Genomic DNA, 18894 nt, shown 5'->3' on the forward strand with positions numbered 1-18894 from the left:
AAGGGATGTTAGACTAACGGTTCCGCTAACCGCCTGACCAGCGCGTCTTGCACCGGAGGCGTTCCCGCCACCATGCCGCGCAACTGCGGATGTGGGTTGTTGAAGCGCGCTAATCCTTGGACCTGATCGGTCACTTTGCCGCCAGCCTCTTCAACGATCAGCGCCCCGGCGGCGACATCCCATTCCCATGTGGGGCGCAGTGTCATCATCGCGTCAAAGCGACCCTCGCCCACCAAAGATAGGCGATAGGCCAGCGAACTGCGGAACACGCGTTCGACCGGGGGAACGTCTCTATTCTGCCAGAAAGTGGGATCGAAATTGGGTTTCGCGGCAAGAACTGTTGCGCCTTCGATCCGGGTTTTAGGGCTGACGGTCAGGGCGGCGTCATTCAGTGTTGCGCCTTTCCCCCGGGCCGCGGCATAAAGCTTGCCACGTTCCGGCAGATAGACCACGGCAGCCTCGACGATGCCATTGCGCGCGACGGCAAGCGAATGCGCCCATGTGGTCGAGCCTTCGATGAAGCTGCGCGTGCCGTCGATTGGGTCGACAATGAACACCTGTTCGGCTTCTAGCCGCGCAGGATTGTCCTCGGTCTCTTCCGACAGCCAACCATAGCCGGGGCGGGCGCCGGTCAGCTCGTTCCGCAACATGCGATCCACGGCCAAATCCGCTTCGGTCACGGGGCCTTGCCCGCCGGGCTTGTCCCAGCGTTCGGCCGAGCCGTGAAAAAAGCCCGAGGCGATCTTGCCCGCTGCTTCCGCCGCGTCGATCAGAAGTCTTAGGTCATCAGTCACCGGCAAGGGTCATCCCTTCGACCAGCAGGCTGGGGATCATCCGGCTGAGATGCGGTTCGGCATCATTCGCCGGGATGATCCGCTTCAGCATTTCGCGCAGGTTGCCTGCGATGGTGCATTCGTTGACGGGATAGGCGATCTGCCCGTTCTCGATCCAGAAGCCCGACGCCCCGCGCGAATAATCGCCCGTGTTCGGGTTGATCGTGGACCCAATCATCGAGGTCACTAAAAGCCCGGTTCCCATCTGCGCGATCAGGTCCTCTTTCGATGATTTGCCCTGCGTTAGAGCCACATTCGAGATCGAGGGTGACGGCGGCGAGGATGTTCCTCGCGATGCGCTGGCGGTGCTTTGCATTCCCAGTTGACGCGCGGTGGAGATGTCCATCGTCCAGCCGGTCAGCTGCCCGTTGTCGACAATCTTGCGCAGCTGTGTGGGCAGACCTTCCCCGTCAAAGGGACGCGAGCCGGAAATGCGTTTGCGGTGCGGATCTTCGATCAGGTCGATGCCGTCGGGCAGAACTTGCTCGCCCAACGCATTCAGCAGCCACGACGATCCACGTGCGATCATGGACCCGTTCGCGGCGCTCAGCAGGTGCCCAATCAAGGACGCCGAAATCCGTTCGTCATAGAGCACCGGATAAGCGCCCGTCGGCGGCTTCTTCGCGCCCAGACGTTCCACGGTGCGGTTACCCGCCTTAGTGCCGATTTCCTCGGCGCTGGGCAGATCGGCCTGAAAGGTGCGCATCTCGCCAGCATAGTCACGTTCCATCGTTGCGCCTTCGCCGGTGATCGCCACCGCGGAAATGGCCCGGTGAGTACGTCCATAGCCCCCCGAAAACCCGTTCGAGCACGCCAGATGAAACTGATGCCGTCCATATCCCGCCGACGAGCTGCTGACCTGCGACACGCCTTTGACGGCGAGCGCGGCGGCTTCAGCCTCTAACGCATCGCGTTCCAGTGCCGCGGGGTCCGGCTCGGCGCTGGGGTCGGCCATTTCCAAGGCCTCCAAATCCCAACCCGTTGCCAAATCCGCCGGATCGGCCTGTGCGATATGGGGATCCTCGGGCGCTTCCTTGGCCATTGCCACTGCGCGCTCGGCCATGGCTTCAATTGTTGCCTCGGATACATCCGAGGCCGACACGCAAGCCTGACGCTGCCCGAGCATCACGCGTAACCCAATATCCACGCCCTCGGACCGTTCAGCATGCTCCAGCTGGCCGTTCAAGACGTCGATCGACACCGATGTGCCGTCTACCGCCAACGCATCTGCCGCGTCCGCCCCGGCCTTCCGGGCGGCGTCCAAAAGCTGTTGGGTCAGGCTATCAAGCGATGCGCGCATGGGGCGTCCTTTCAATTGCGTGCCTCTCAGGTAACCCCTGCACCCCGCGCTCGCAAGATGTGTCTCTGGCATCTGGGCGAATGCTGCGCTAGCATCAAGGGAAGGGAGGGCACCATATGCATGATATGACAGGGAAAACCGTTGTGATCACCGGCGCAAGTCGCGGGATCGGAGAAGCCGCCGCGCACATCTTTGCGCAGGCCGGGGCGAACGTAGTGCTGACCGCGCGCAGTGCTACGCAAATCCAAGCCATTGCGGAATCCATCGGCGAGCGTGCTTTGGCCGTGACCTGCGACGTGTCGAACTGGAGCCAGGTGAAAGCCGCCATTGATATGGCCCACGGGCGCTTTGGGACGGTGGATGTGCTGATCAACAACGCGGGCGTGATTGAACCCATCGGCCCGCTTGAAACCTCGGACCCCGAGGGGTGGAGCCATGTCATCGATGTGAACCTAAAAGGTGTCTATTACGGCGCAAGAGCCGCTTTGCCGCACATGATCGAACAGGGCGGAGGCTCGATCCTGACGATCAGTTCCGGGGCCGCCCACCGCCCGCTTGAAGGCTGGGCACATTACTGCACCTCGAAGGCGGGCGTGCATATGTTCAACGAGGCGCTGCACCTTGAAACCGCCGGTAAAGGCATCCGCGCCATTGGCCTGTCGCCGGGCACCGTCGCCACCCAGATGCAGCGCGAAATCAAGGCCTCGGGCATCAACGCGGTGGCGCGTTTGAACTGGGAAGAACACATCCCCGCAGAATGGCCTGCCCGCGCGCTGTTGTGGATGTGCAGTGAAGATGCGGACGAGTTTCTGGGCAAGGAAATCTCGCTGCGCGACATTGATATTAGGCAACGAGCGAACGTTTTCGGATGATTGAACTGACCAAAGAAGATGGAGTCTGGCTGGTTACCATTAACCGCCCGGACAAGGCGAACTCGCTGACCAAGGCGATGTTGGAACGGCTCGCCCAGATTGCGCAGGACGCGGCGGGGGACGCGCGCGTTCTGGTGCTGACCGGCGCAGGAAAGGTGTTTTCTGCTGGCGCAGATCTGGACGAGGCAAAGGCTGGACTTGCCACCGACGATGTATGGGAGCGTCTGTCCGGCGCCATCGCCGCCGCGCCCTGCCTGACCATCGCCGTCTTGAACGGGACGTTGGCAGGCGGAGCATTCGGTATGGCCTTGGCCTGCGATCTGCGTATCTCGGTGCCCAGCGCCAAGTTTTTCTATCCGGTGATGAAACTGGGCTATCTGCCCCAGCCATCCGATCCCGCACGTCTGGCCGCTTTGGTCGGTCCAGCGCGGGCTAAGATGATCCTGATGGCGGGCCAGAAAATCCAAACGGACGAGGCGCTGTCCTGGGGTCTGGTCGACCGTGTGGTCGAGCCTGACAACTTGATGGAGGCCGCGCTGGAGCTTGCCGACCACGCCCGATCGCAAAGCGCTGATCACGTTGCGGCGATGAAGCAGATGATCCCCTGAAACAGGCTCTAATTCAGCTTGGCTCCACCCTTCAGTTTCGGAATCAGATGATGGTGGCTTTGCGCGACATCCGGCGGGATCACGCGCCCACACAAAGCGCATTCCGGCAAGGAAGTCTTGCCCTTTGAGGTCAAACCGCTATCCATTTCCAAAGGTTTTATCAGTGATCGCGTGAAGGCAAGGGACAGCAGATGGAAAATCGACCTCAGATCGTGGACACCGCGCTGGGCTATCTGAACCAAGGGTGGGAGATCGCGGAAGGTTGGCTTCTGTCGCCCGCTGCGTGGTCTCAGTTCGGGTTGCTGGTCGTTGCCTATCTGGCCGCACGGTTTGCCGACAGAAAACTTGAACCCTTCCTGACGCGGATCCTGACCCCCAATGGCGACCGTAATCACCCGATTGCCAAGGTCCGCCTGTTCGCGCTGATCTTCCTGCCCCTGACCATGCCGCTTCTGGCGTGGGCGTTTACTGCGATGGGCGAGCAGGTGACGCGCTCGATCTTCGGCTCGGGCGCGGTGATCGCCTTCGGGAAACGCGTGTTCCTGTTCTTGGCGGTGCGCGCCTTTGCGCAGCACATCATCAAGGATCCGTTCCTGAAACTTCTGGGCAGGTACATCCTGATCCCGATGGCCGCGCTGTATACTGTTGGGCTGCTTGATCTTGTGACCACCAAGCTGGACGAAACCGTCGTCCCGCTTGGCAACATGAGCTTCTCGTTGCTGTTCGCCATCCGCTTTGCCGTGCTGGGCGGCGTCATCTTCTGGCTGGGCCGCTGGTCGAATGACCAAACCGCTCAAGCCATCAAGAAACAGAAAGAGATGCGCCCCGCCGCCCGTGAATTGGCGGTAAAAGCGGCCGAGATTGCGATATTCGGTGCCGCGTTCCTGATTCTGATGAACATCATGGGGGTCAATCTGACGTCCCTCGCGGTGCTTGGGGGTGCGATTGGCGTGGGGCTGGGCTTCGGGTTGCAGCAGATCGCTTCGAACTTCATCTCGGGGGTCATTTTGCTTTTGGAAGGGCAGGCGACTGTCGGTGATTATGTTGAACTAGACGGGGGTGAGGCCGGAACGATCGTCAAAATGACCGCCCGCGCCGCCATATTAGAGACATTTGACGGCAAGTGGATCGTCGTCCCGAACGAGCATTTCATCACCACCCGCGTGGTGAACTACTCGGACGCGGGCAGCGCCAACCGCTACGAAGCGCCGTTCTCTGTCAGTTACAAGGCAGATATCGAGGCCGTGCCGGGCATTATCGAGCAGGCCGTGGCCGAGCTGGATTTTGTGCTGACCGACAGCGAAGAGCATATGCCTGATTGCGAGCTGCGCGCCTTTGGCGACAGCGGCGTTGATTTCGCGTTGGAGTTCTGGGTGAACGGCATCGACGACGGCCGCAATAAGTTCACGCCGCGCGTCATGATGCAGATCTGGAAGGCGCTTAAGGCCAACGATATTGAAATCCCCTATCCGCACCGCGTGGTCGAGATGTTGGGCGACGGGGTGAAGCCGTCGTGAAAACCGCGTTGGTCATTGGAGCCGGCCCAGCGGGCCTGATGGCGGCCGAGGAACTGGCGAAGGCCGGGCTGTCCGTTGTGGTGGCCGATGCCAAGCCGTCCCCTGCGCGCAAGTTCCTGATGGCCGGGAAGTCGGGTCTAAACTTGACAAAATCAGAGCCTATTTCTGCATTTTTGCCCCATATTCACGGGCCAGACAGTCTGCGGAAGATCGTGGCCGGGTTTGGACCAGACGCGGTTCAGGACTGGGCGCGTGAACTGGGGCAAGAGGTCTTTACGGGCTCGTCGGGGCGTGTCTTTCCAAAGGTGATGAAGGCGTCCCCCTTGCTGCGCAATTGGCTGGCGCGGTTGGATCAGGCCGGGGTGGAGCTGCGCCGAAACTGGCGCTGGACTGGGATCGAGGACGGCGCGATGCGCTTCGACACGCCTGAAGGTCCGCAATCCGTACGGCCAGACGTCACCATCCTTGCGCTGGGCGGGGCCAGTTGGGCGCGGTTAGGGGCGGACGGAGAATGGGTCTCTATTCTTGCCCAAAACGGTGTTTCTTGCGTGCCCTTCCAACCTGCTAACATGGGGTTCATCGTCGCGTGGAGCGACCATATGGCGCGCCACTTCGGCCAACCCGTGAAATCCGTGCGCGTCACCGCCGGGGATCAATCGGTGCTGGGCGAGTTCGTAATCTCGTCGCGGGGCATCGAAGGGTCCGCGATTTATGCCGTTAGCCGTGCGATGCGGGACGGAGCACCCCTGACACTGGACCTGATGCCCGGTCGCAGCCTTGAGGACATCGCCGCCCGCCTATCCCGCCCACGCGGTAAGGCCAGCCTGTCCAACCACCTGCGCAAGACACTGAAGTTGGATCCGGTAAAAACGTCTCTATTGCAGGAGTTTTCGCGCCCATTGCCACAGGGCGCTGCTGAACTCGCTGCGCTGATCAAAGCCCTACCTATCACCCATCAAGGTCCGCGTCCGATGGACGAAGCTATTTCGACTGCAGGTGGTTTGCCGTTCGAGGCGCTGGATGAGGGGCTGATGATCAAGGCGCTACCGGGTGTCTTTGCCTGTGGTGAAATGCTGGATTGGGAAGCCCCGACCGGCGGTTATCTGTTGACCACCTGTTTTGCCACGGGGCGCCATGCTGGGCGTGCCGCAGCGGCTTACGCGACGCGTTAGCGCCGCCCGCCCATCATCGCCAAGCGGATCAAGGTCCGCTCCATCAGCGCCATCTGCGGGGCTTTCTGGGCAGAACGCAGCTTCAGATCTGTATCAATCAGCACTTCCAAAGCCTGTTCCAACCGCCGCAGCCCCCATTTATTGGCTTGCCGAACCATCCGATCCCGGGATTTGAAATGCACGGGCGGGCGCAGGCGATTGATGCCTTGTCCGGGTCCGGCGGGGTCTGAACTGGCACCGTGCAGCGCGCGGAAATGGCGGGTTGCCCCGATGCAGAGGCCTACGGCCGCGACGCCTTGGGCCTGCAGTTTCGCAAGAATAGGGCCTATTTCACCCGCTCGGCCCTCGGCCACAGCGTGCAGAAGATCATCCAACGCGGCCTCGGTCGAAGCAGGGGCGACGGCCAGCACATCGTCGGGCGTGACGGGTGAGGGGTCGGACAGCTTATAGAGCCCCAGCTTCTCGACCGTTTGCCGGAAATCCCCCGGATCCAGATCGCGCGACAGGCCCATCAAGTCGTTCATCGCCTCGGGGCTGATCTGTCCGACGCCAGAGCGTTTCAGATCGGCTTCGATCTCGTCGCGCGAGGGCGGATCGTCATAGATGCCCGCCGCATAGGCGTTCGGATGGCCCTCGAACAACTTCCGCAGGGCTGAACGTGCCGTCAGCGATCCCGCCGTTACCACCACTTGCGCGTCGCCCTCTTGCCAGTCGGCAATGGCGGGCGTGATGATTTTGGCGAGCGTATCGGTCGCATCCTCGACGAACGCCACGCGGGGGCCGGGGAAGAAGCCTTGCGACTTGATCGCGTCCGACAGCATCGCTGGGTCTTTGCGCAGATCGGCGGCGGGAATGCGGGTCAGGCGCATTTCCTCTTCGCCGTTCGGCCCAATCAGATTGGCAATGAGCTCTTGCCGTTTCAGCGCCACGCGCATTGCGTCTGCCCCGAAAATCAGTACGCCCATCCGCCTAGGATCGGGTTTGGCGAAATATCCGCTGGCGTCCCGAGGGGCGAGCTTCATTCGCCCCAGCCTGCGAAAGTGGCTAAGAAGCGTGTGGTGATCTGGTCGGCCAACAGCACCATCAAGCGTCGGTTTGCGTCACGTTCAACGGCGGCGGTCGACACGGTCGATCCTTCGGTCGAGTAAGACGTGAAGTTCGACACGGTTCCGCGTTCGACAACGTCACCCGTGGCGACCGAGGTCACGGTGAATTCCGCTGTGCCCAGAACCTGCGTGCGGGTGATTTCCTGATTGGGCGTTACACCCACGCCTTCCGAGCTTGTGGTGATCGTATAGTCCAACCGATACGGGGCCGACAGGTTGCGGCCCAACCGTTCTTCCATCCGCTTCACGAACTCGTAGCTGTTGGAATCATCCGGCGCGGCGATTGTCACCGCCCCGCGCAACCCGTCAGCCGAGCCACCCGGCGCATAGACGGGCGTGAAGCCGCAGCCGGACAAAAGCGCGGCAGCGGCGGAGATCTTCAAGAAATGGCGGCGATCAGACCACGACATTCACAATACGTCCCGGAACAACGATGACTTTCTTCGGGGCCTTACCGTCCAGCGCCCTGACGACAGCATCCTCGGCCAGCGCGAGTTTTTCAACCTCGGCTTTGTCCATGTCCTTGGGCACGCTGATTTCCGCACGGCGTTTGCCGTTGATCTGGATCGGCAGGGTCACGGTGTCCTCGACCAACATGGCCTCATCCGCGACAGGCCACGCGGCTTGGGCGACCAGACCTTCTCCGCCCAGCATCGACCAGATTTCTTCGGACATATGCGGGGTCATCGGCGACATCAGCTGAGCCATCGTGCGCATGGCCTGCTTCTGCGCTTTGCCACCCGCCTTCGATTTCGAGACGGCGTTCTGGAAGGCGTAGAGTTTGGCGATTGCGGCGTTGAAGCCGAAGCTTTCGATGCCCATGGTCACATCATGGATGGCCTTGTGCATGGCGCGCAGCAGCTCTTCGTCATTGCCGTCGGCGTCGTCCATCTCGCTGATTTTCACAGCAGTCGCATAAACGCGGGCCAAATGCTTGGCGGCGGCCTCTGCGCCGGATGCCGTCCATTCCACGTCACGCTCGGGGGGCGAATCGCTGAGGACGAACCAACGGGCGGTGTCGGCGCCGAAGGCGTCGATGATGTTCACCGGGTCGACCACGTTGTTCTTCGACTTCGACATCTTGGCGGATGGGATCACTTTGATCGCCTCGCCGGTCTCTTTCACCACGGTCTTGCCATCACGTTCCTCGACTTCTTCGGGGTAGTGATAGATCGCGCGGCCGTTTTCGTCGGTGCGGTCTGCGTTTTTATAGATCGCGTGGGTCACCATGCCCTGCGTGAACAGTGCGTTGAACGGCTCGCGGGCCGAATCCGGCAGGTGGCCGCAGATATTCATCGCGCGGGCGAAGAAGCGCGAATACAGCAGGTGCAGGATCGCGTGCTCGATGCCGCCGATATACTGGTCGACATTCATCCAATAGGAGGCTTCTTCCAGATCAGTCGGCGTCGCTGCGTTCGGAGAGGTAAAGCGCGCGTAGTACCAGGACGAATCGACGAACGTGTCCATCGTGTCGGTTTCGCGCTTGGCGGGCTTGCCGCAGGACGGGCACGCGCAGTCGCGCCAGGTCGGGTGACGGTCCAGCGGGTTTCCGGGGGTGTCGAAGGACACGTCCTCGGGCAGTTTGACCGGCAGGTTTTCTTTCTTCTCAGCCACCACGCCGCAATCGTCGCAATGGACCACGGGAATCGGGCAGCCCCAGTAGCGCTGGCGGCTTAGACCCCAGTCGCGCAGGCGGAATTTCTCGACGCCCGTGCCCCAGCCGGCGTCTTCGGCGAACTTGACGGTGGCGTCGATGGCTTCCTCGCCCGTGGCCTCGTCCAGACCGGCGAAGTGGTCGACCCATTTCACTTTCTCGGTTTTCGGCGGCACGAAAGCTTCGTTTTCGACCGACGAGGGGTTTTCCAACGACAGGAACGTGTCCACAACCGGCAGGTCATACTTACGGCAGAAGTCCAAGTCGCGCTGGTCATGGGCCGGGCAGGCGAAGATCGCGCCGGTGCCATAGTCCATCAGAATGAAGTTTGCGATCCAGACGGGCAGCTCCCATTCCGGGTTCAGCGGGTGTTTCACGCGGATGCCGGTGTCATAGCCGAGCTTCTCAGCGGTCTCGATGGCCTCGGCGGTGGTGCCGCCCTTGCGCATTTCAACAAGCTGCGCGGCGATTTCCGGGTTTTCCGCTTCTAGCGCCTTGGAAATCGGGTGGTCGGGCGAGATGCCGACGAAGCTGGCGCCGTTCAGAGTGTCGGGGCGTGTCGTATAGACCTCAATCGACTCACCACCATCCACGCGTTCAAAGCTGAACTGCAGACCTTGCGAACGGCCAATCCAGTTGGCCTGCATGGTGCGCACTTTTTCGGGCCAGTTGTCCAAACCGTCCAGCGCATCAAGCAACTCGCCCGAGTAGTCCGAGATCTTGAAGAACCATTGCGTCAGGTCGCGACGTTCGACCGGCGCGCCCGAGCGCCAGCCGCAGCCGTCAATCACCTGTTCGTTGGCCAGAACGGTCATGTCGACCGGATCCCAGTTCACCGTGGCGTTTTTACGGTAAACCAGCCCACGCTCCATGAAGTCGATGAACATCGCCTGCTGCTGGCCGTAATATTCCGGGTCGCAGGTGGCAAATTCACGGCTCCAGTCAATCGACAGACCCAGCGGACGCATCTGGCCCTTCATGGTGGCGATGTTGTCATAGGTCCACGTGCCGGGGTGGCCACCCTGCGCCATCGCCGCGTTTTCGGCGGGCATTCCGAAGGCGTCCCAGCCCATCGGGTGCAGAACCGAGAAGCCACACGACGACTTATAGCGCGAGATCACGTCGCCCATCGTATAGTTGCGCACGTGGCCCATGTGGATGCGGCCCGACGGATAGGGGAACATCTCGAGCACATAATATTTCGGCTTCGATTCATCGCGCGTTGCGGTGAAGATTCCGGCCTCGTCCCAGGCTTTTTGCCATTTCGGTTCGATATCTGCGGCAGTGTATCGCGACATTCGTCAGGTCCTTGATGTGAAAACGCCGGGCGTGTGGCCCGGCGCATGTCTTATAAGTCTGGTCGATCCGGGTCTAGAGTTTACCGTCACGAATACGTAGTTGGCGTGCGCGAGTCAGGATCGCGTCCTCGACCTTGCGGACAGCCTCGGCGCTGGCGGGGCCGCTGCGTGTATACAGCGCAACCGACAGCGAACGCGCGTCCAGCGCGGGATCGCGTACATATACGGTGGCTTTATAGGCAGTACCACCGCCCGGCGGACGGCCATAGCCAAATACAATAATGCCCGAGAACGGATCAGCCGCCTGAACGGGCATAAAGTTCAGAACATCCAGCGCCGCATTCCAAATATAGCGGTTTACTTCGACCGTGGTGTTGGGGTCGTCCACGTTCTTGAACAGATCCCAGATGGTTTCGCGGGGTTCTTCAACTTCAGGGGTGTGGCCAAGCCCACCACCTTGCTGCTGAGCGTTCGAGCCGCCTCCGAAAATATTGCCCGATCCAGCGGAACCAACTGATCCACGGCTGCCACCACAGGCAGAAAGACCAAGCATAGCGATCAATGACAGACCAAAAGCAGACGTTTTAAGGATGCCCATGAAACAGCCCCATAAGTAAAAATTCCTCTTGTTAGTATATAAGCCCCTGCGGGCGGGCAAGCGTTTTCCCAAGCACCGTATACGAGTCATATAATTAGAGAATCGCTTGATATTGCGGGTTTTCGCCGACCGCGAGAATGAAACTGTGGCATAGAAGCACCAATACGCCCCGCAATCGGTTTTCGAGGTTTCAGTCGGCTTGCAATGGGAAGCGGAAAGGTGGATTGAACGATGCATACTCAATTCGGATTCCCCTGAATTGAGGCGAACTCTTAAATCTCATGAGGGAAAACGAAATGAAAAAGATTCTCTTCGCTTCGACCGCTCTGGTCGCTTCGGCTGGTTTCGCTGCTGCAGAAGTAAGCTTCTCGGGCGCTGCTGGTTTTGGTCTTACCTATGACGGTTCCGACTGGAACCCCGACTACTACACCACTCTGTCGGTTTCGATGACCGGTGAAACCGATGGTGGCCTGTCGTTCGGCGCAGACTACGACATCACCCAAGACAACGGCGCAATCGCTGTTGGTGACACCGAAGTGCACGTTGAAGGCGGCTTCGGCAAGCTGACCGTTGGCGCTGTTGGTTCGGCTTCGGACGCTAAACTGGGTCTGGGCGACATCGGCTACTCGGGTCTGGGTACCGACAACGTTGCAGAAGTTCTGATCGACGGTGCTGACTCGGGCAACATCATGTACACCGGTTCGTTCGGTGACTTCGGTGTGGCTCTGTCGTACGACATGCAGGGCACCGAGATCTTCTCGGTTGTTGCAACCTACGCCATGGGCGACTACAACTTCGGCATCGGCTACGATGACTGGGGCAACGTAATTCCTGGCGGTAGCGCATTCCACGTGAAAGCTGGCGGCAACTTCGGTGACGTAGCACTGAACGCTCTGTACTCGCGTTCGAGCTTCATCGACACCAACACTTTCGGCGTAACCGCTGGTTACACCATGGGTGCAGCAACCATCACCGCAGCTTACTCGAGCGTCAGCGTTCTGGGCGTAACGGGTGACGTATACGGTCTGGGCGTTTCGTACGACCTGGGCGGCGGCGCTTCGATCGACGCTGGTGTTGCAGACAACGGCACCACCACCGTTGCCGATCTGGGCATCAACATGTCCTTCTAATCCTAACGGATTATTTGGTAAGGGAAGAGCGGGCCTTGCGCCCGCTCTTTTCTTTTGTAAGCGTTTCGAGAGAAATCTAGTTTTGGATTTTTCTCGAAACGCACGCGACACTAATGATGTCCGAGACGTTTCCGCGTGATCCTGTTTCAGGTTCACGCGAATACGTTTTTGGACACCTGTTTTAGACAAACGACAGGATGACCCATGGCACTTTCAGACATTCAGGACCGCATCGCCAAGGAAGAGGCGCGCATGGGCCGTACCCCCGGGTCGGCAAAACTGATTGCCGTATCCAAGGTCCAGCCCTTGGAGCGCGTGGTGGCTGTGCTGGAAGAAGGTCATCGCGTCTTCGGTGAAAACAAAGTGCAAGAGGCGGCTGGAAAATGGCCCGACTTGAAAGAGAAGTTCGACGGGGTCGAGCTGCACCTGATTGGCCCGCTTCAGACCAATAAAACCCGGCAGGCCATTGGGCTGTTCGACGTGATCCACTCGGTCGACCGCCCCAAGCTGGCGCGCGCCATTGCGCGTATCGCGGAAGAAGATGGCCACTGCCCCCGTCTGTTCATTCAGGTGAACACTGGCGAAGAAGATCAGAAAGCAGGTGTTTTGCCAAGCGACTTGGCCGAGCTGGTCGCGCTGTGCCGCGAGCTGAACCTTCCTGTTGAAGGTCTGATGTGCATCCCGCCCTCGGACGAAGAGCCCAGCCTGCATTTCGCGCTTCTGGCCAAGCTGGCGAAAAAGCACGGGTTTGAGGGACTTTCGATGGGAATGAGCGGTGATTTCGAGCGCGCGATTGCGCAGGGCGCGACCTATGTACGGGTTGGATCGGCGATCTTTGGCGAGCGTGACTACGGGTAAGGGGCTTTGCCCCTCGAGCCTTTGGCTCTCACCCCAGGATACATTTGGCAAGAAAATGCGCCTAGCGGACGATGATCCGGCTGCGTGGGGTCCAGCGTTGTATGATCCAGCGCAGATCCTTCGATGCAAAAGCCAGACAGCCTGCCGTCGGGTGGCGCGGTTTGCGCCACTGATGCACGAAAATGGCCGAGCCTTTGCCGGGCGTGGCGTCCGGATAGTTCCAATCGCTGAACAGAACTACGTCATAGAGCGGCGCGGTCATGCGCATTTTCTCGTGACTTAGCGGATAGTTATGCGTGCGCAGCCCGTGATTGTAGGCCGGGTCTGCGGGATCATCGGACCAGATATCCATCGGGCCGATGGCGCTGAGTTCGAGTGGCGACGCGGGATGAGCCAGACGGTCTGCACGAAAACTGCCGCCGACCAAACGCCAAGCGCCACGCGGGGTCGCTCCGTCGCCCTCGCGTTTGTCATCGGTCATGCCGCCGCGCCCGATCGCCACAGGAAAGCGTCGCCCCATGAAACGTGCACCCCAGCGGGTGACTACCATGTCATGGCGACGAGGCAGTGTCACAGCAGGTGCCCGGATTTCTTGGCCTTGGTCGCCAGATAGGCCGCGTTATGTGCGCCTTCCCCAACTTTTAACGGCACACGTTCGGCCACTTGGATGCCGTTGTCTTCCATCATCGCCACCTTGCGCGGGTTGTTCGTCATCAGCTTGACCTGAGAAAATCCCATGGATTTCAGGATCTCAGACCCGATGCGGAAGTCGCGTTCGTCATCTTCAAAGCCAAGCCGATGGTTGGCTTCGACCGTATCAAACCCTTGATCTTGCAAGGAATAAGCGCGCATTTTGTTGGCAAGCCCAATGCCGCGACCCTCTTGGTTTAGGTAAAGCAGTACGCCTGCACCGCTTGCCCCCATCGCTGCCAAAGCCGCGTTCAGCTGTGGGCCGCAATCGCATTTCAGGCTGCCCAGTACGTCGCCGGTGAAACAGGCCGAATGTAGCCGCGCCAGCACCGGCTCATCGCGCGCGGGACGGCCAATCTCGACCGCATAATGCTCTTCCCCGCCGTCTTCGGGACGGAAAATATGTAGTCGCCCAGCCTCGGACACTTGCATGGGCAGGCGGGCGTGAGCCACGGGGGCCAGATGCAAATCGCGGAGCGTTTCTGGGTTCAGATGTACCGACGTCAGGCCATGCATTTGGGTCAGCTCATTGGCATCCAGCGTTTCAACCACCAAAGCCGAAGGCAAAAGCTGCGCCGATTTACACAGCGCGATCGCATGCGCCTCGAGCGCGTCATCGCCACCACGGCAGGTGCGGAACGGGCCTTTCATCGGATTCGACAGGTCATCTGCAGGATCCGCGACCGAGGCGATCCAGCGGGTATCTGCGTCCGACGGCAGCTCGATCCGCGCGACGCGGTCGGAATAGGCGCGCGCCTTCAGCGTTTCGGCCCGGCGTGGCGTGATCGCCAGAACGGCGTCCCCCAACGCGCGCAGATCATCCAAGCGCCCCGCCGACAAGGTCTCGGCCGCCGCAGCGACCACATCCCGCCCGTCCAACCGCAACACAACCGGCACACCCATGCGCAGATCGGCACGGGCGCGGGCAAGAAGCTCGGTCTGGTTTGGGGCAAGTGTCATGGGCATCCTTTCCCGCCTTAGATAGGCGGTTCTGTCACCATATGAAACATTTCCCGGTGAAATGACACGAGGCCGTGAGAGTTTTGTTGCATATCTTGTCATTTCCGTGCGCACCCACAAATCTGAAAGCAACACGACAGAGGAGGGCGCCATGTCCACGTTGAAAAAGATTTTGCTGGTAGATGACGACGAGGATCTGCGCGACGCATTGGCCGAACAACTGCTGATGACCGAGGATTTCGATGTTTTCGAAGCTGGGAACGGGGCCGAGGCGATCACCAAGTCCAAAGAGGCGCTCTATGATTTGGTGATCCTCGACGTGGGTCTGCCAGACACCGATGGCCGCGAGTTGTGCCGCGTGATGCGCAAGCAGGGTGTGAAATGCCCGATCCTGATGCTGACCGGCCATGACACCGACGCGGACACCATTCTGGGTCTGGACGCAGGCGCCAACGACTATGTGTCCAAGCCTTTCAAATTCCCGGTCCTTCTGGCTCGCATTCGCGCCCAGCTGCGTCAGCACGAACAGTCGGAAGATGCCGTGTTCCAGCTTGGGCCGTATACATTTAAGCCATCCGTGAAAATGCTGGTGACCGAGGATGACCGCAAAGTCCGCCTGACCGAGAAAGAGACCAACATCCTGAAGTTCCTCTATCGTTCAAACGATGGCGTCGTGCCCCGCGATGTGCTGCTTCACGAGGTTTGGGGCTATAACGCGGGCGTCACCACCCACACGCTGGAAACCCACATCTATCGCCTGCGCCAAAAGATCGAGCCCGATCCCTCGAACGCACGGCTGTTGGTGACGGAAAGCGGTGGCTATCGTTTGAACGCCTAAGATTCCTCTGGTGCCGAGGTTAAAGGCACATTTCCTCCCTGAAGACTGACCGGGCCCTCGTGGCCCGGTTTTTTTGTTTCGAGCGCTCTGTGGTAAACTGATCAAACATGAGGGGGATGTGATGGCAGTTGAAATATCAAAGGTCCGCAAATCACACGAGATTGAAGCAGTCCGAAACTTGGTTTGGGAGTTCTTCGATTTTCTTCGCGTTCGCTATCCAGAAATGCACGAGACCATAGATAATTATCTTGAGGATCAGGATGTTGCTGGTCAGCTCAGCCAATTTAAGGACTTTTTTCAACCGCCAAATGGCGAGTGTTTTCTGGCGCGACTGAACGATGATCTTGTGGGGATCGTCATGATGCGGCCTCATGGCGAAAATGATGTCGAGATGAATCGGATGTATGTGCGTGACACGGCGCGCGGAAATGGGATCGGGCGCACTCTGGGGCAAGCTTTGGTGGATGAGGCGCGCGCGCTGGGTATGGGGGTCGTGTGGCTTGATGCGTTGTATCGGCATGTCGAGGCGCTACCGCTTTATGAAAGTCTTGGGTTCGAATACTATGAAGATCCCGAGGCGTTTGGCGGGGATGATGAACGGGTCATTCACATGAAGTTGGTGTTGTAGGGCCGGTCTTGGAATCCGCCCACTGCCCCTAGCTATTAAACAAACTTCCCACGCCGTAAGCCAGTGCCGCCGCCGTGCCTCCGATCAGAAGCGTTTCGATGGCCGAGCGCCACCACGGGCTGAGGGACCAGTGGCTTTTCAGTGCGCCGATGGCGAAGAAACTTGCCATGGTCATCCATGCGGACACCGTGAATGCGGCGTCGAGTTTGAGGATGAAGGGCAGCAGGGGGACCATGCCGGCGACTAGGAAGGCAACGAAGGTCGTTGTGGCTGATCGCAGCGGGTTAGGGTCTATACCGCCCAGACCGTATTCGCCCTCCATCATCATTGCGATCCAGTTTTCCTTGTCCTTGGTGATGGCGTCTGTTGCCTCGTCCAGGATGTGGTCGGACAGGCCTTTCTGCGCCAAGATCTCGCGCACCTCGCGCCATTCGCCATCGGGATTACGCGCGATGTGGTCCTCTTCGACCTTTCGGATGCGCTGGAAATTGTCCTGTTCTGCCTTGGTCCCGGAATAGGCGGCGGCAGCCATCGAGAACCCGTCGGCCAGCACGTTTGCCAGCCCCAGAATGACGATGATCAGCGGCGACAGCCCCGCCCCAGCGACGCCCGCAACGATGGCGAAAGTGGTTACAGCACCATCAATCGCGCCATAGACGGCATCCCGCAGCACCCCGCGACCGGGTGGGGCGCCGATGCGGGCGGTGATTTCCTGCGGGCTGTGTCCGTGATCTGACATGGGCGATCTCCTTCAGCACAGTCTGAAGGAGTGGGGGCGATGCCGCCTTAAGGCAGATCAATAGACCCGAAACCTAATTAGTCTTCGGGCCGCACGGCCTGATCCCCCATCAAATACCGCGGGCCAGCACCCTTATCTGCCGCCACATCGTCCGGGTTATAAAGCGCACAGCGATCCAGCGAGAGGCAGCCGCAACCGATGCAGCCGTCCAGTTTGTCGCGCAAACGGGTCAGGGCTGCGATCTGTTCGTCGAGTTCTGCGCGGAAATCCTGCGATATCTCGGCCCAATCTTTGGCGGTCGGTGTGCGGCTTTGGGGCAGGTGGCCCAATACTTCGCGGATGCGGTCCAGCGTGAAACCAAATTTCTGCGCGATCATCACAAAACTCAGGCGGCGGATGTCTGAGCGCAAAAAGCGCCTCTGCCCACCTGCGTTGCGTTCCGGCGCGACCAACCCTTGGGTTTCGTAATACCGGATCGCGGACACGGCCAACCCGGTGCGATTGGCCAATGTGCCAATGGATATCTCGTTTCTGCGTTCCATGGAATCCCCCGAAAGAAAGTGCTTGAGCTAAAGTTAGCTTTAGGAATTATCAACCGAGTCACATCGAAGATCAAGGAGGCCAAAATGGCAAATCTAGAGCATGTGAATGTGACCGTAAGCGATCCCAAGGCAACCGCCGCCTGGCTTGGCGCAGTGTTTGGCTGGACCACCCGGTGGGAGGGCGACGCGATATCAGGCGGATACACCGCGCACGTGGGCGATGAGGGGTCATATGTGGCTCTTTACACGCCCAACATGGCGATGAAGGATCCGCAGCACTCCTATACGACCCGCGCTGGCTTGAACCATGTGGGAGTTGTCGTGGACGACATAGACGCCATCGAAGCACGGGTGAAAGCGGCGGGGTTCGCCCCGCACAACCACGCGGATTACGAGCCGGGGAAGCGGTTTTATTTCGATGACCATGATGGCGTCGAATGGGAGGTCGTGTCCTACGCCTGAGCCGTATGGATCAGATCTCGGGTCGGTGGTATTTCAGCCAGCGTTTCACGTCCGCCAATCGGCCGCGCGCAATCGGCACGGCGGCGGCATTGGACAGAAGCAACACTGGATTCCCATCCTGACGCTTGCGGCTGGTGACCGCTTTCTTTGCCACCCAGTGCGAGCGGTGACACTGAATGCCATCGGCCTCATCGCAGAGGGCCACGAAATCCTTCAGCGCGCCTCGCAGCAGGAATTTGGTCTGATCGAAAACGAACTCGAGATAGTGCTCTTGCGACTGGACATGCAGAAGGGAAGGAAGATGGATATCCCGCTCTTCGAACCGAATGGTGTCCGGCCGAGGGGCTGGGTCGGGCGCATCATCCTGTCCAGTCGCAGGCGTGTCGCCCTTCAAGAAGATGGGCAGAATACTTGTGGCGGTCAAAAGCTCGACCAGCGCGGCAATCAGTAGATTGCGGGCAAAATCAGGCCAAGTCAGGTTTTCGATCAAGAAGTTGCTTTGTGTCAGCAGGTTGAGCGGAAACGTGCTGGCAAATATAGCGCCCACGGTTGCGATCGCGACGACCGGATAGTTAATCACGGCAATGCTGATCCGCAGGCGATACAGGATCAGATGTATCGCGCGGATCAGCAGATACCAGAACAGGACACCCAGATAGACCCCGATCAGCCAAAACAGGATCCGGGTCAGATAGGGGGCGGGAACCGCGAACAGGACTGGCCTGTATGACGCAATCGCGAAAGCAGCCAAGATGAATGTGCCATTCATCCGGGCCGAAATGAGCAACCGATGCAGAACGCTCCAATCGCACCGAACACGTGTACCGTTGATGGCAATAACATGCATTTCATTCCAACGGGCTGTATTTGCAGGGGTTTTCATGCGATCAAATTCTTAGTCATGGAGTGTAGGGCGCGTCTCAATGCTGGTTGGGCGGTAGGCGTGAACAGGTGGGGTGAGTAATTAGTATTGACCATGATGCGAGAGCGCCAGTGTCCCACAACACTCGGCGCTCGTTTCTATTCCAAGTGTGCAAATAATTTCTGAATGGTGCCAGTCCCGATTTTCTGGCAAGACTGATGGCTCAA

At 59.6% G+C, this 18894-nt stretch carries 20 protein-coding genes; 9 read left to right on the forward strand and 11 right to left on the reverse strand.

Translation table 11 applies throughout. The features are described from left to right. Positions 1 to 8: 8 nt before the first annotated feature. Positions 9 to 800 carry a 3'(2'),5'-bisphosphate nucleotidase CysQ gene (locus G0Q00_RS13730; protein WP_163040240.1) on the reverse strand — a complete coding sequence of 264 codons (792 nt, stop codon included), beginning with the start codon at positions 798 to 800 and terminating at the stop codon, positions 9 to 11. Further along, positions 787 to 2133, reverse strand: a complete 1347-nt coding sequence (locus G0Q00_RS13735) for a TldD/PmbA family protein (protein ID WP_163040243.1) — start codon at positions 2131 to 2133, stop codon at positions 787 to 789. The genes G0Q00_RS13730 and G0Q00_RS13735 overlap by 14 nt, the downstream gene beginning before the upstream one ends. Positions 2134 to 2249: 116 nt before the next feature. Here G0Q00_RS13735 and G0Q00_RS13740 point away from each other — a divergent pair, with 116 nt between their 5' ends. The 4 genes from G0Q00_RS13740 (at position 2250) to G0Q00_RS13755 (ending at position 6302) form a co-directional block, all read left to right on the forward strand. Then, positions 2250 to 3005 carry an SDR family oxidoreductase gene (locus tag G0Q00_RS13740; protein ID WP_163040245.1) on the forward strand — a complete coding sequence of 252 codons (756 nt, stop codon included), beginning with the start codon at positions 2250 to 2252 and terminating at the stop codon, positions 3003 to 3005. Next, positions 3002 to 3613 (forward strand): enoyl-CoA hydratase/isomerase family protein, encoded by a 612-nt coding sequence (locus G0Q00_RS13745; RefSeq protein WP_163040248.1) that lies wholly within the window; start codon positions 3002 to 3004, stop codon positions 3611 to 3613. The genes G0Q00_RS13740 and G0Q00_RS13745 overlap by 4 nt, the downstream gene beginning before the upstream one ends. A gap of 191 nt (positions 3614 to 3804) precedes the next feature. Then, positions 3805 to 5130 (forward strand): mechanosensitive ion channel family protein, encoded by a 1326-nt coding sequence (locus G0Q00_RS13750; RefSeq protein ID WP_163040251.1) that lies wholly within the window; start codon positions 3805 to 3807, stop codon positions 5128 to 5130. Then, on the forward strand, positions 5127 to 6302 hold the full coding sequence (locus G0Q00_RS13755; RefSeq protein ID WP_163040254.1) for a TIGR03862 family flavoprotein: 1176 nt from the start codon (positions 5127 to 5129) through the stop codon (positions 6300 to 6302). The genes G0Q00_RS13750 and G0Q00_RS13755 overlap by 4 nt, the downstream gene beginning before the upstream one ends. Here the strand turns inward: G0Q00_RS13755 and holA are convergent. The 4 genes from holA to G0Q00_RS13775 form a co-directional block, all read right to left on the reverse strand. Beyond that, positions 6299 to 7324 (reverse strand): DNA polymerase III subunit delta, encoded by a 1026-nt coding sequence (gene holA / locus G0Q00_RS13760; RefSeq protein WP_163040256.1) that lies wholly within the window; start codon positions 7322 to 7324, stop codon positions 6299 to 6301. The genes G0Q00_RS13755 and holA overlap by 4 nt on opposite strands. After that, the gene (lptE, locus tag G0Q00_RS13765; RefSeq protein ID WP_163040259.1) at positions 7321 to 7818 is read right to left on the reverse strand and encodes an LPS assembly lipoprotein LptE; all 498 of its coding nucleotides are present in this window, start codon (positions 7816 to 7818) and stop codon (positions 7321 to 7323) included. The genes holA and lptE overlap by 4 nt, the downstream gene beginning before the upstream one ends. Beyond that, entirely contained in the window at positions 7805 to 10360 is a 2556-nt protein-coding gene (leuS, locus tag G0Q00_RS13770; protein ID WP_163040266.1) for a leucine--tRNA ligase, read from the reverse strand. Before leuS ends, lptE begins: the two co-directional genes overlap by 14 nt. 73 nt (positions 10361 to 10433) lie before the next feature. Further along, positions 10434 to 10958 (reverse strand): DUF3576 domain-containing protein, encoded by a 525-nt coding sequence (locus G0Q00_RS13775; RefSeq protein ID WP_163040267.1) that lies wholly within the window; start codon positions 10956 to 10958, stop codon positions 10434 to 10436. A gap of 296 nt (positions 10959 to 11254) precedes the next feature. Between G0Q00_RS13775 and G0Q00_RS13780 the strand changes: the two genes are divergently transcribed. Then, positions 11255 to 12088 carry a porin gene (locus tag G0Q00_RS13780; protein ID WP_163040269.1) on the forward strand — a complete coding sequence of 278 codons (834 nt, stop codon included), beginning with the start codon at positions 11255 to 11257 and terminating at the stop codon, positions 12086 to 12088. A gap of 204 nt (positions 12089 to 12292) precedes the next feature. Next, positions 12293 to 12946 carry a YggS family pyridoxal phosphate-dependent enzyme gene (locus G0Q00_RS13785; protein WP_163040270.1) on the forward strand — a complete coding sequence of 218 codons (654 nt, stop codon included), beginning with the start codon at positions 12293 to 12295 and terminating at the stop codon, positions 12944 to 12946. Between the two features lie 61 nt (positions 12947 to 13007). Here the strand turns inward: G0Q00_RS13785 and G0Q00_RS13790 are convergent, their stop codons facing one another. Together G0Q00_RS13790 and ribA are read right to left on the reverse strand one after the other, a co-directional pair. Then, positions 13008 to 13496: a L,D-transpeptidase gene (locus tag G0Q00_RS13790; protein ID WP_163040411.1), complete on the reverse strand. Its 489-nt coding sequence runs from the start codon at positions 13494 to 13496 to the stop codon at positions 13008 to 13010. A 20-nt stretch (positions 13497 to 13516) separates the two neighbouring features. Continuing rightward, positions 13517 to 14596 (reverse strand): GTP cyclohydrolase II, encoded by a 1080-nt coding sequence (ribA, locus tag G0Q00_RS13795; protein ID WP_163040273.1) that lies wholly within the window; start codon positions 14594 to 14596, stop codon positions 13517 to 13519. 151 nt (positions 14597 to 14747) lie between these two features. Between ribA and G0Q00_RS13800 the strand changes: the two genes are divergently transcribed. Both G0Q00_RS13800 and G0Q00_RS13805 read left to right on the forward strand, forming a co-directional pair. Next, entirely contained in the window at positions 14748 to 15434 is a 687-nt protein-coding gene (locus tag G0Q00_RS13800; protein ID WP_163040275.1) for a response regulator transcription factor, read from the forward strand. 223 nt (positions 15435 to 15657) lie between these two features. Next, on the forward strand, positions 15658 to 16062 hold the full coding sequence (locus tag G0Q00_RS13805) for a GNAT family N-acetyltransferase (protein WP_163040277.1): 405 nt from the start codon (positions 15658 to 15660) through the stop codon (positions 16060 to 16062). A 28-nt stretch (positions 16063 to 16090) separates the two neighbouring features. Here G0Q00_RS13805 and G0Q00_RS13810 read toward each other — a convergent pair whose 3' ends face one another. Then, the gene (locus tag G0Q00_RS13810; RefSeq protein WP_163040279.1) at positions 16091 to 16801 is read right to left on the reverse strand and encodes a VIT1/CCC1 transporter family protein; all 711 of its coding nucleotides are present in this window, start codon (positions 16799 to 16801) and stop codon (positions 16091 to 16093) included. Between the two features lie 77 nt (positions 16802 to 16878). Further along, positions 16879 to 17343, reverse strand: a complete 465-nt coding sequence (soxR, locus tag G0Q00_RS13815) for a redox-sensitive transcriptional activator SoxR (protein WP_163040281.1) — start codon at positions 17341 to 17343, stop codon at positions 16879 to 16881. An 84-nt stretch (positions 17344 to 17427) separates the two neighbouring features. Between soxR and G0Q00_RS13820 the strand changes: the two genes are divergently transcribed. Further along, the gene (locus G0Q00_RS13820; RefSeq protein ID WP_163040283.1) at positions 17428 to 17805 is read left to right on the forward strand and encodes a VOC family protein; all 378 of its coding nucleotides are present in this window, start codon (positions 17428 to 17430) and stop codon (positions 17803 to 17805) included. A gap of 10 nt (positions 17806 to 17815) precedes the next feature. Here G0Q00_RS13820 and G0Q00_RS13825 read toward each other — a convergent pair whose 3' ends face one another. After that, a complete protein-coding gene (locus G0Q00_RS13825; RefSeq protein WP_163040285.1) occupies positions 17816 to 18688 on the reverse strand; it encodes a LytTR family DNA-binding domain-containing protein in 873 nt (290 codons plus the stop codon). Between the last annotated feature and the right edge of the window lie 206 nt (positions 18689 to 18894).

Source organism: Aliiroseovarius sp. PrR006, assembly GCF_010500215.1.
Classification (GTDB): Bacteria; Pseudomonadota; Alphaproteobacteria; order Rhodobacterales; family Rhodobacteraceae; genus Aliiroseovarius.

What these genes read in the sequence shown, in the direction of transcription:
- G0Q00_RS13735 (WP_163040243.1), bottom strand. Translation starts at nt 2,133, where the DNA reads ATGCGCGCATCGCTTGATAGCCTGACCCAACAGCTTTTGGACGCCGCC.
- G0Q00_RS13740 (WP_163040245.1), top strand. Translation starts at nt 2,250, where the DNA reads ATGCATGATATGACAGGGAAAACCGTTGTGATCACCGGCGCAAGTCGC.
- G0Q00_RS13745 (WP_163040248.1), top strand. Translation starts at nt 3,002, where the DNA reads ATGATTGAACTGACCAAAGAAGATGGAGTCTGGCTGGTTACCATTAAC.
- G0Q00_RS13750 (WP_163040251.1), top strand. Translation starts at nt 3,805, where the DNA reads ATGGAAAATCGACCTCAGATCGTGGACACCGCGCTGGGCTATCTGAAC.
- holA (WP_163040256.1), bottom strand. Translation starts at nt 7,324, where the DNA reads ATGAAGCTCGCCCCTCGGGACGCCAGCGGATATTTCGCCAAACCCGAT.
- lptE (WP_163040259.1), bottom strand. Translation starts at nt 7,818, where the DNA reads ATGTCGTGGTCTGATCGCCGCCATTTCTTGAAGATCTCCGCCGCTGCC.
- leuS (WP_163040266.1), bottom strand. Translation starts at nt 10,360, where the DNA reads ATGTCGCGATACACTGCCGCAGATATCGAACCGAAATGGCAAAAAGCC.
- G0Q00_RS13775 (WP_163040267.1), bottom strand. Translation starts at nt 10,958, where the DNA reads ATGGGCATCCTTAAAACGTCTGCTTTTGGTCTGTCATTGATCGCTATG.
- G0Q00_RS13780 (WP_163040269.1), top strand. Translation starts at nt 11,255, where the DNA reads ATGAAAAAGATTCTCTTCGCTTCGACCGCTCTGGTCGCTTCGGCTGGT.
- G0Q00_RS13785 (WP_163040270.1), top strand. Translation starts at nt 12,293, where the DNA reads ATGGCACTTTCAGACATTCAGGACCGCATCGCCAAGGAAGAGGCGCGC.
- G0Q00_RS13790 (WP_163040411.1), bottom strand. Translation starts at nt 13,496, where the DNA reads ATGGTAGTCACCCGCTGGGGTGCACGTTTCATGGGGCGACGCTTTCCT.
- ribA (WP_163040273.1), bottom strand. Translation starts at nt 14,596, where the DNA reads ATGACACTTGCCCCAAACCAGACCGAGCTTCTTGCCCGCGCCCGTGCC.
- G0Q00_RS13800 (WP_163040275.1), top strand. Translation starts at nt 14,748, where the DNA reads ATGTCCACGTTGAAAAAGATTTTGCTGGTAGATGACGACGAGGATCTG.
- G0Q00_RS13805 (WP_163040277.1), top strand. Translation starts at nt 15,658, where the DNA reads ATGCACGAGACCATAGATAATTATCTTGAGGATCAGGATGTTGCTGGT.
- G0Q00_RS13810 (WP_163040279.1), bottom strand. Translation starts at nt 16,801, where the DNA reads ATGTCAGATCACGGACACAGCCCGCAGGAAATCACCGCCCGCATCGGC.
- soxR (WP_163040281.1), bottom strand. Translation starts at nt 17,343, where the DNA reads ATGGAACGCAGAAACGAGATATCCATTGGCACATTGGCCAATCGCACC.
- G0Q00_RS13820 (WP_163040283.1), top strand. Translation starts at nt 17,428, where the DNA reads ATGGCAAATCTAGAGCATGTGAATGTGACCGTAAGCGATCCCAAGGCA.
- G0Q00_RS13825 (WP_163040285.1), bottom strand. Translation starts at nt 18,688, where the DNA reads ATGAAAACCCCTGCAAATACAGCCCGTTGGAATGAAATGCATGTTATT.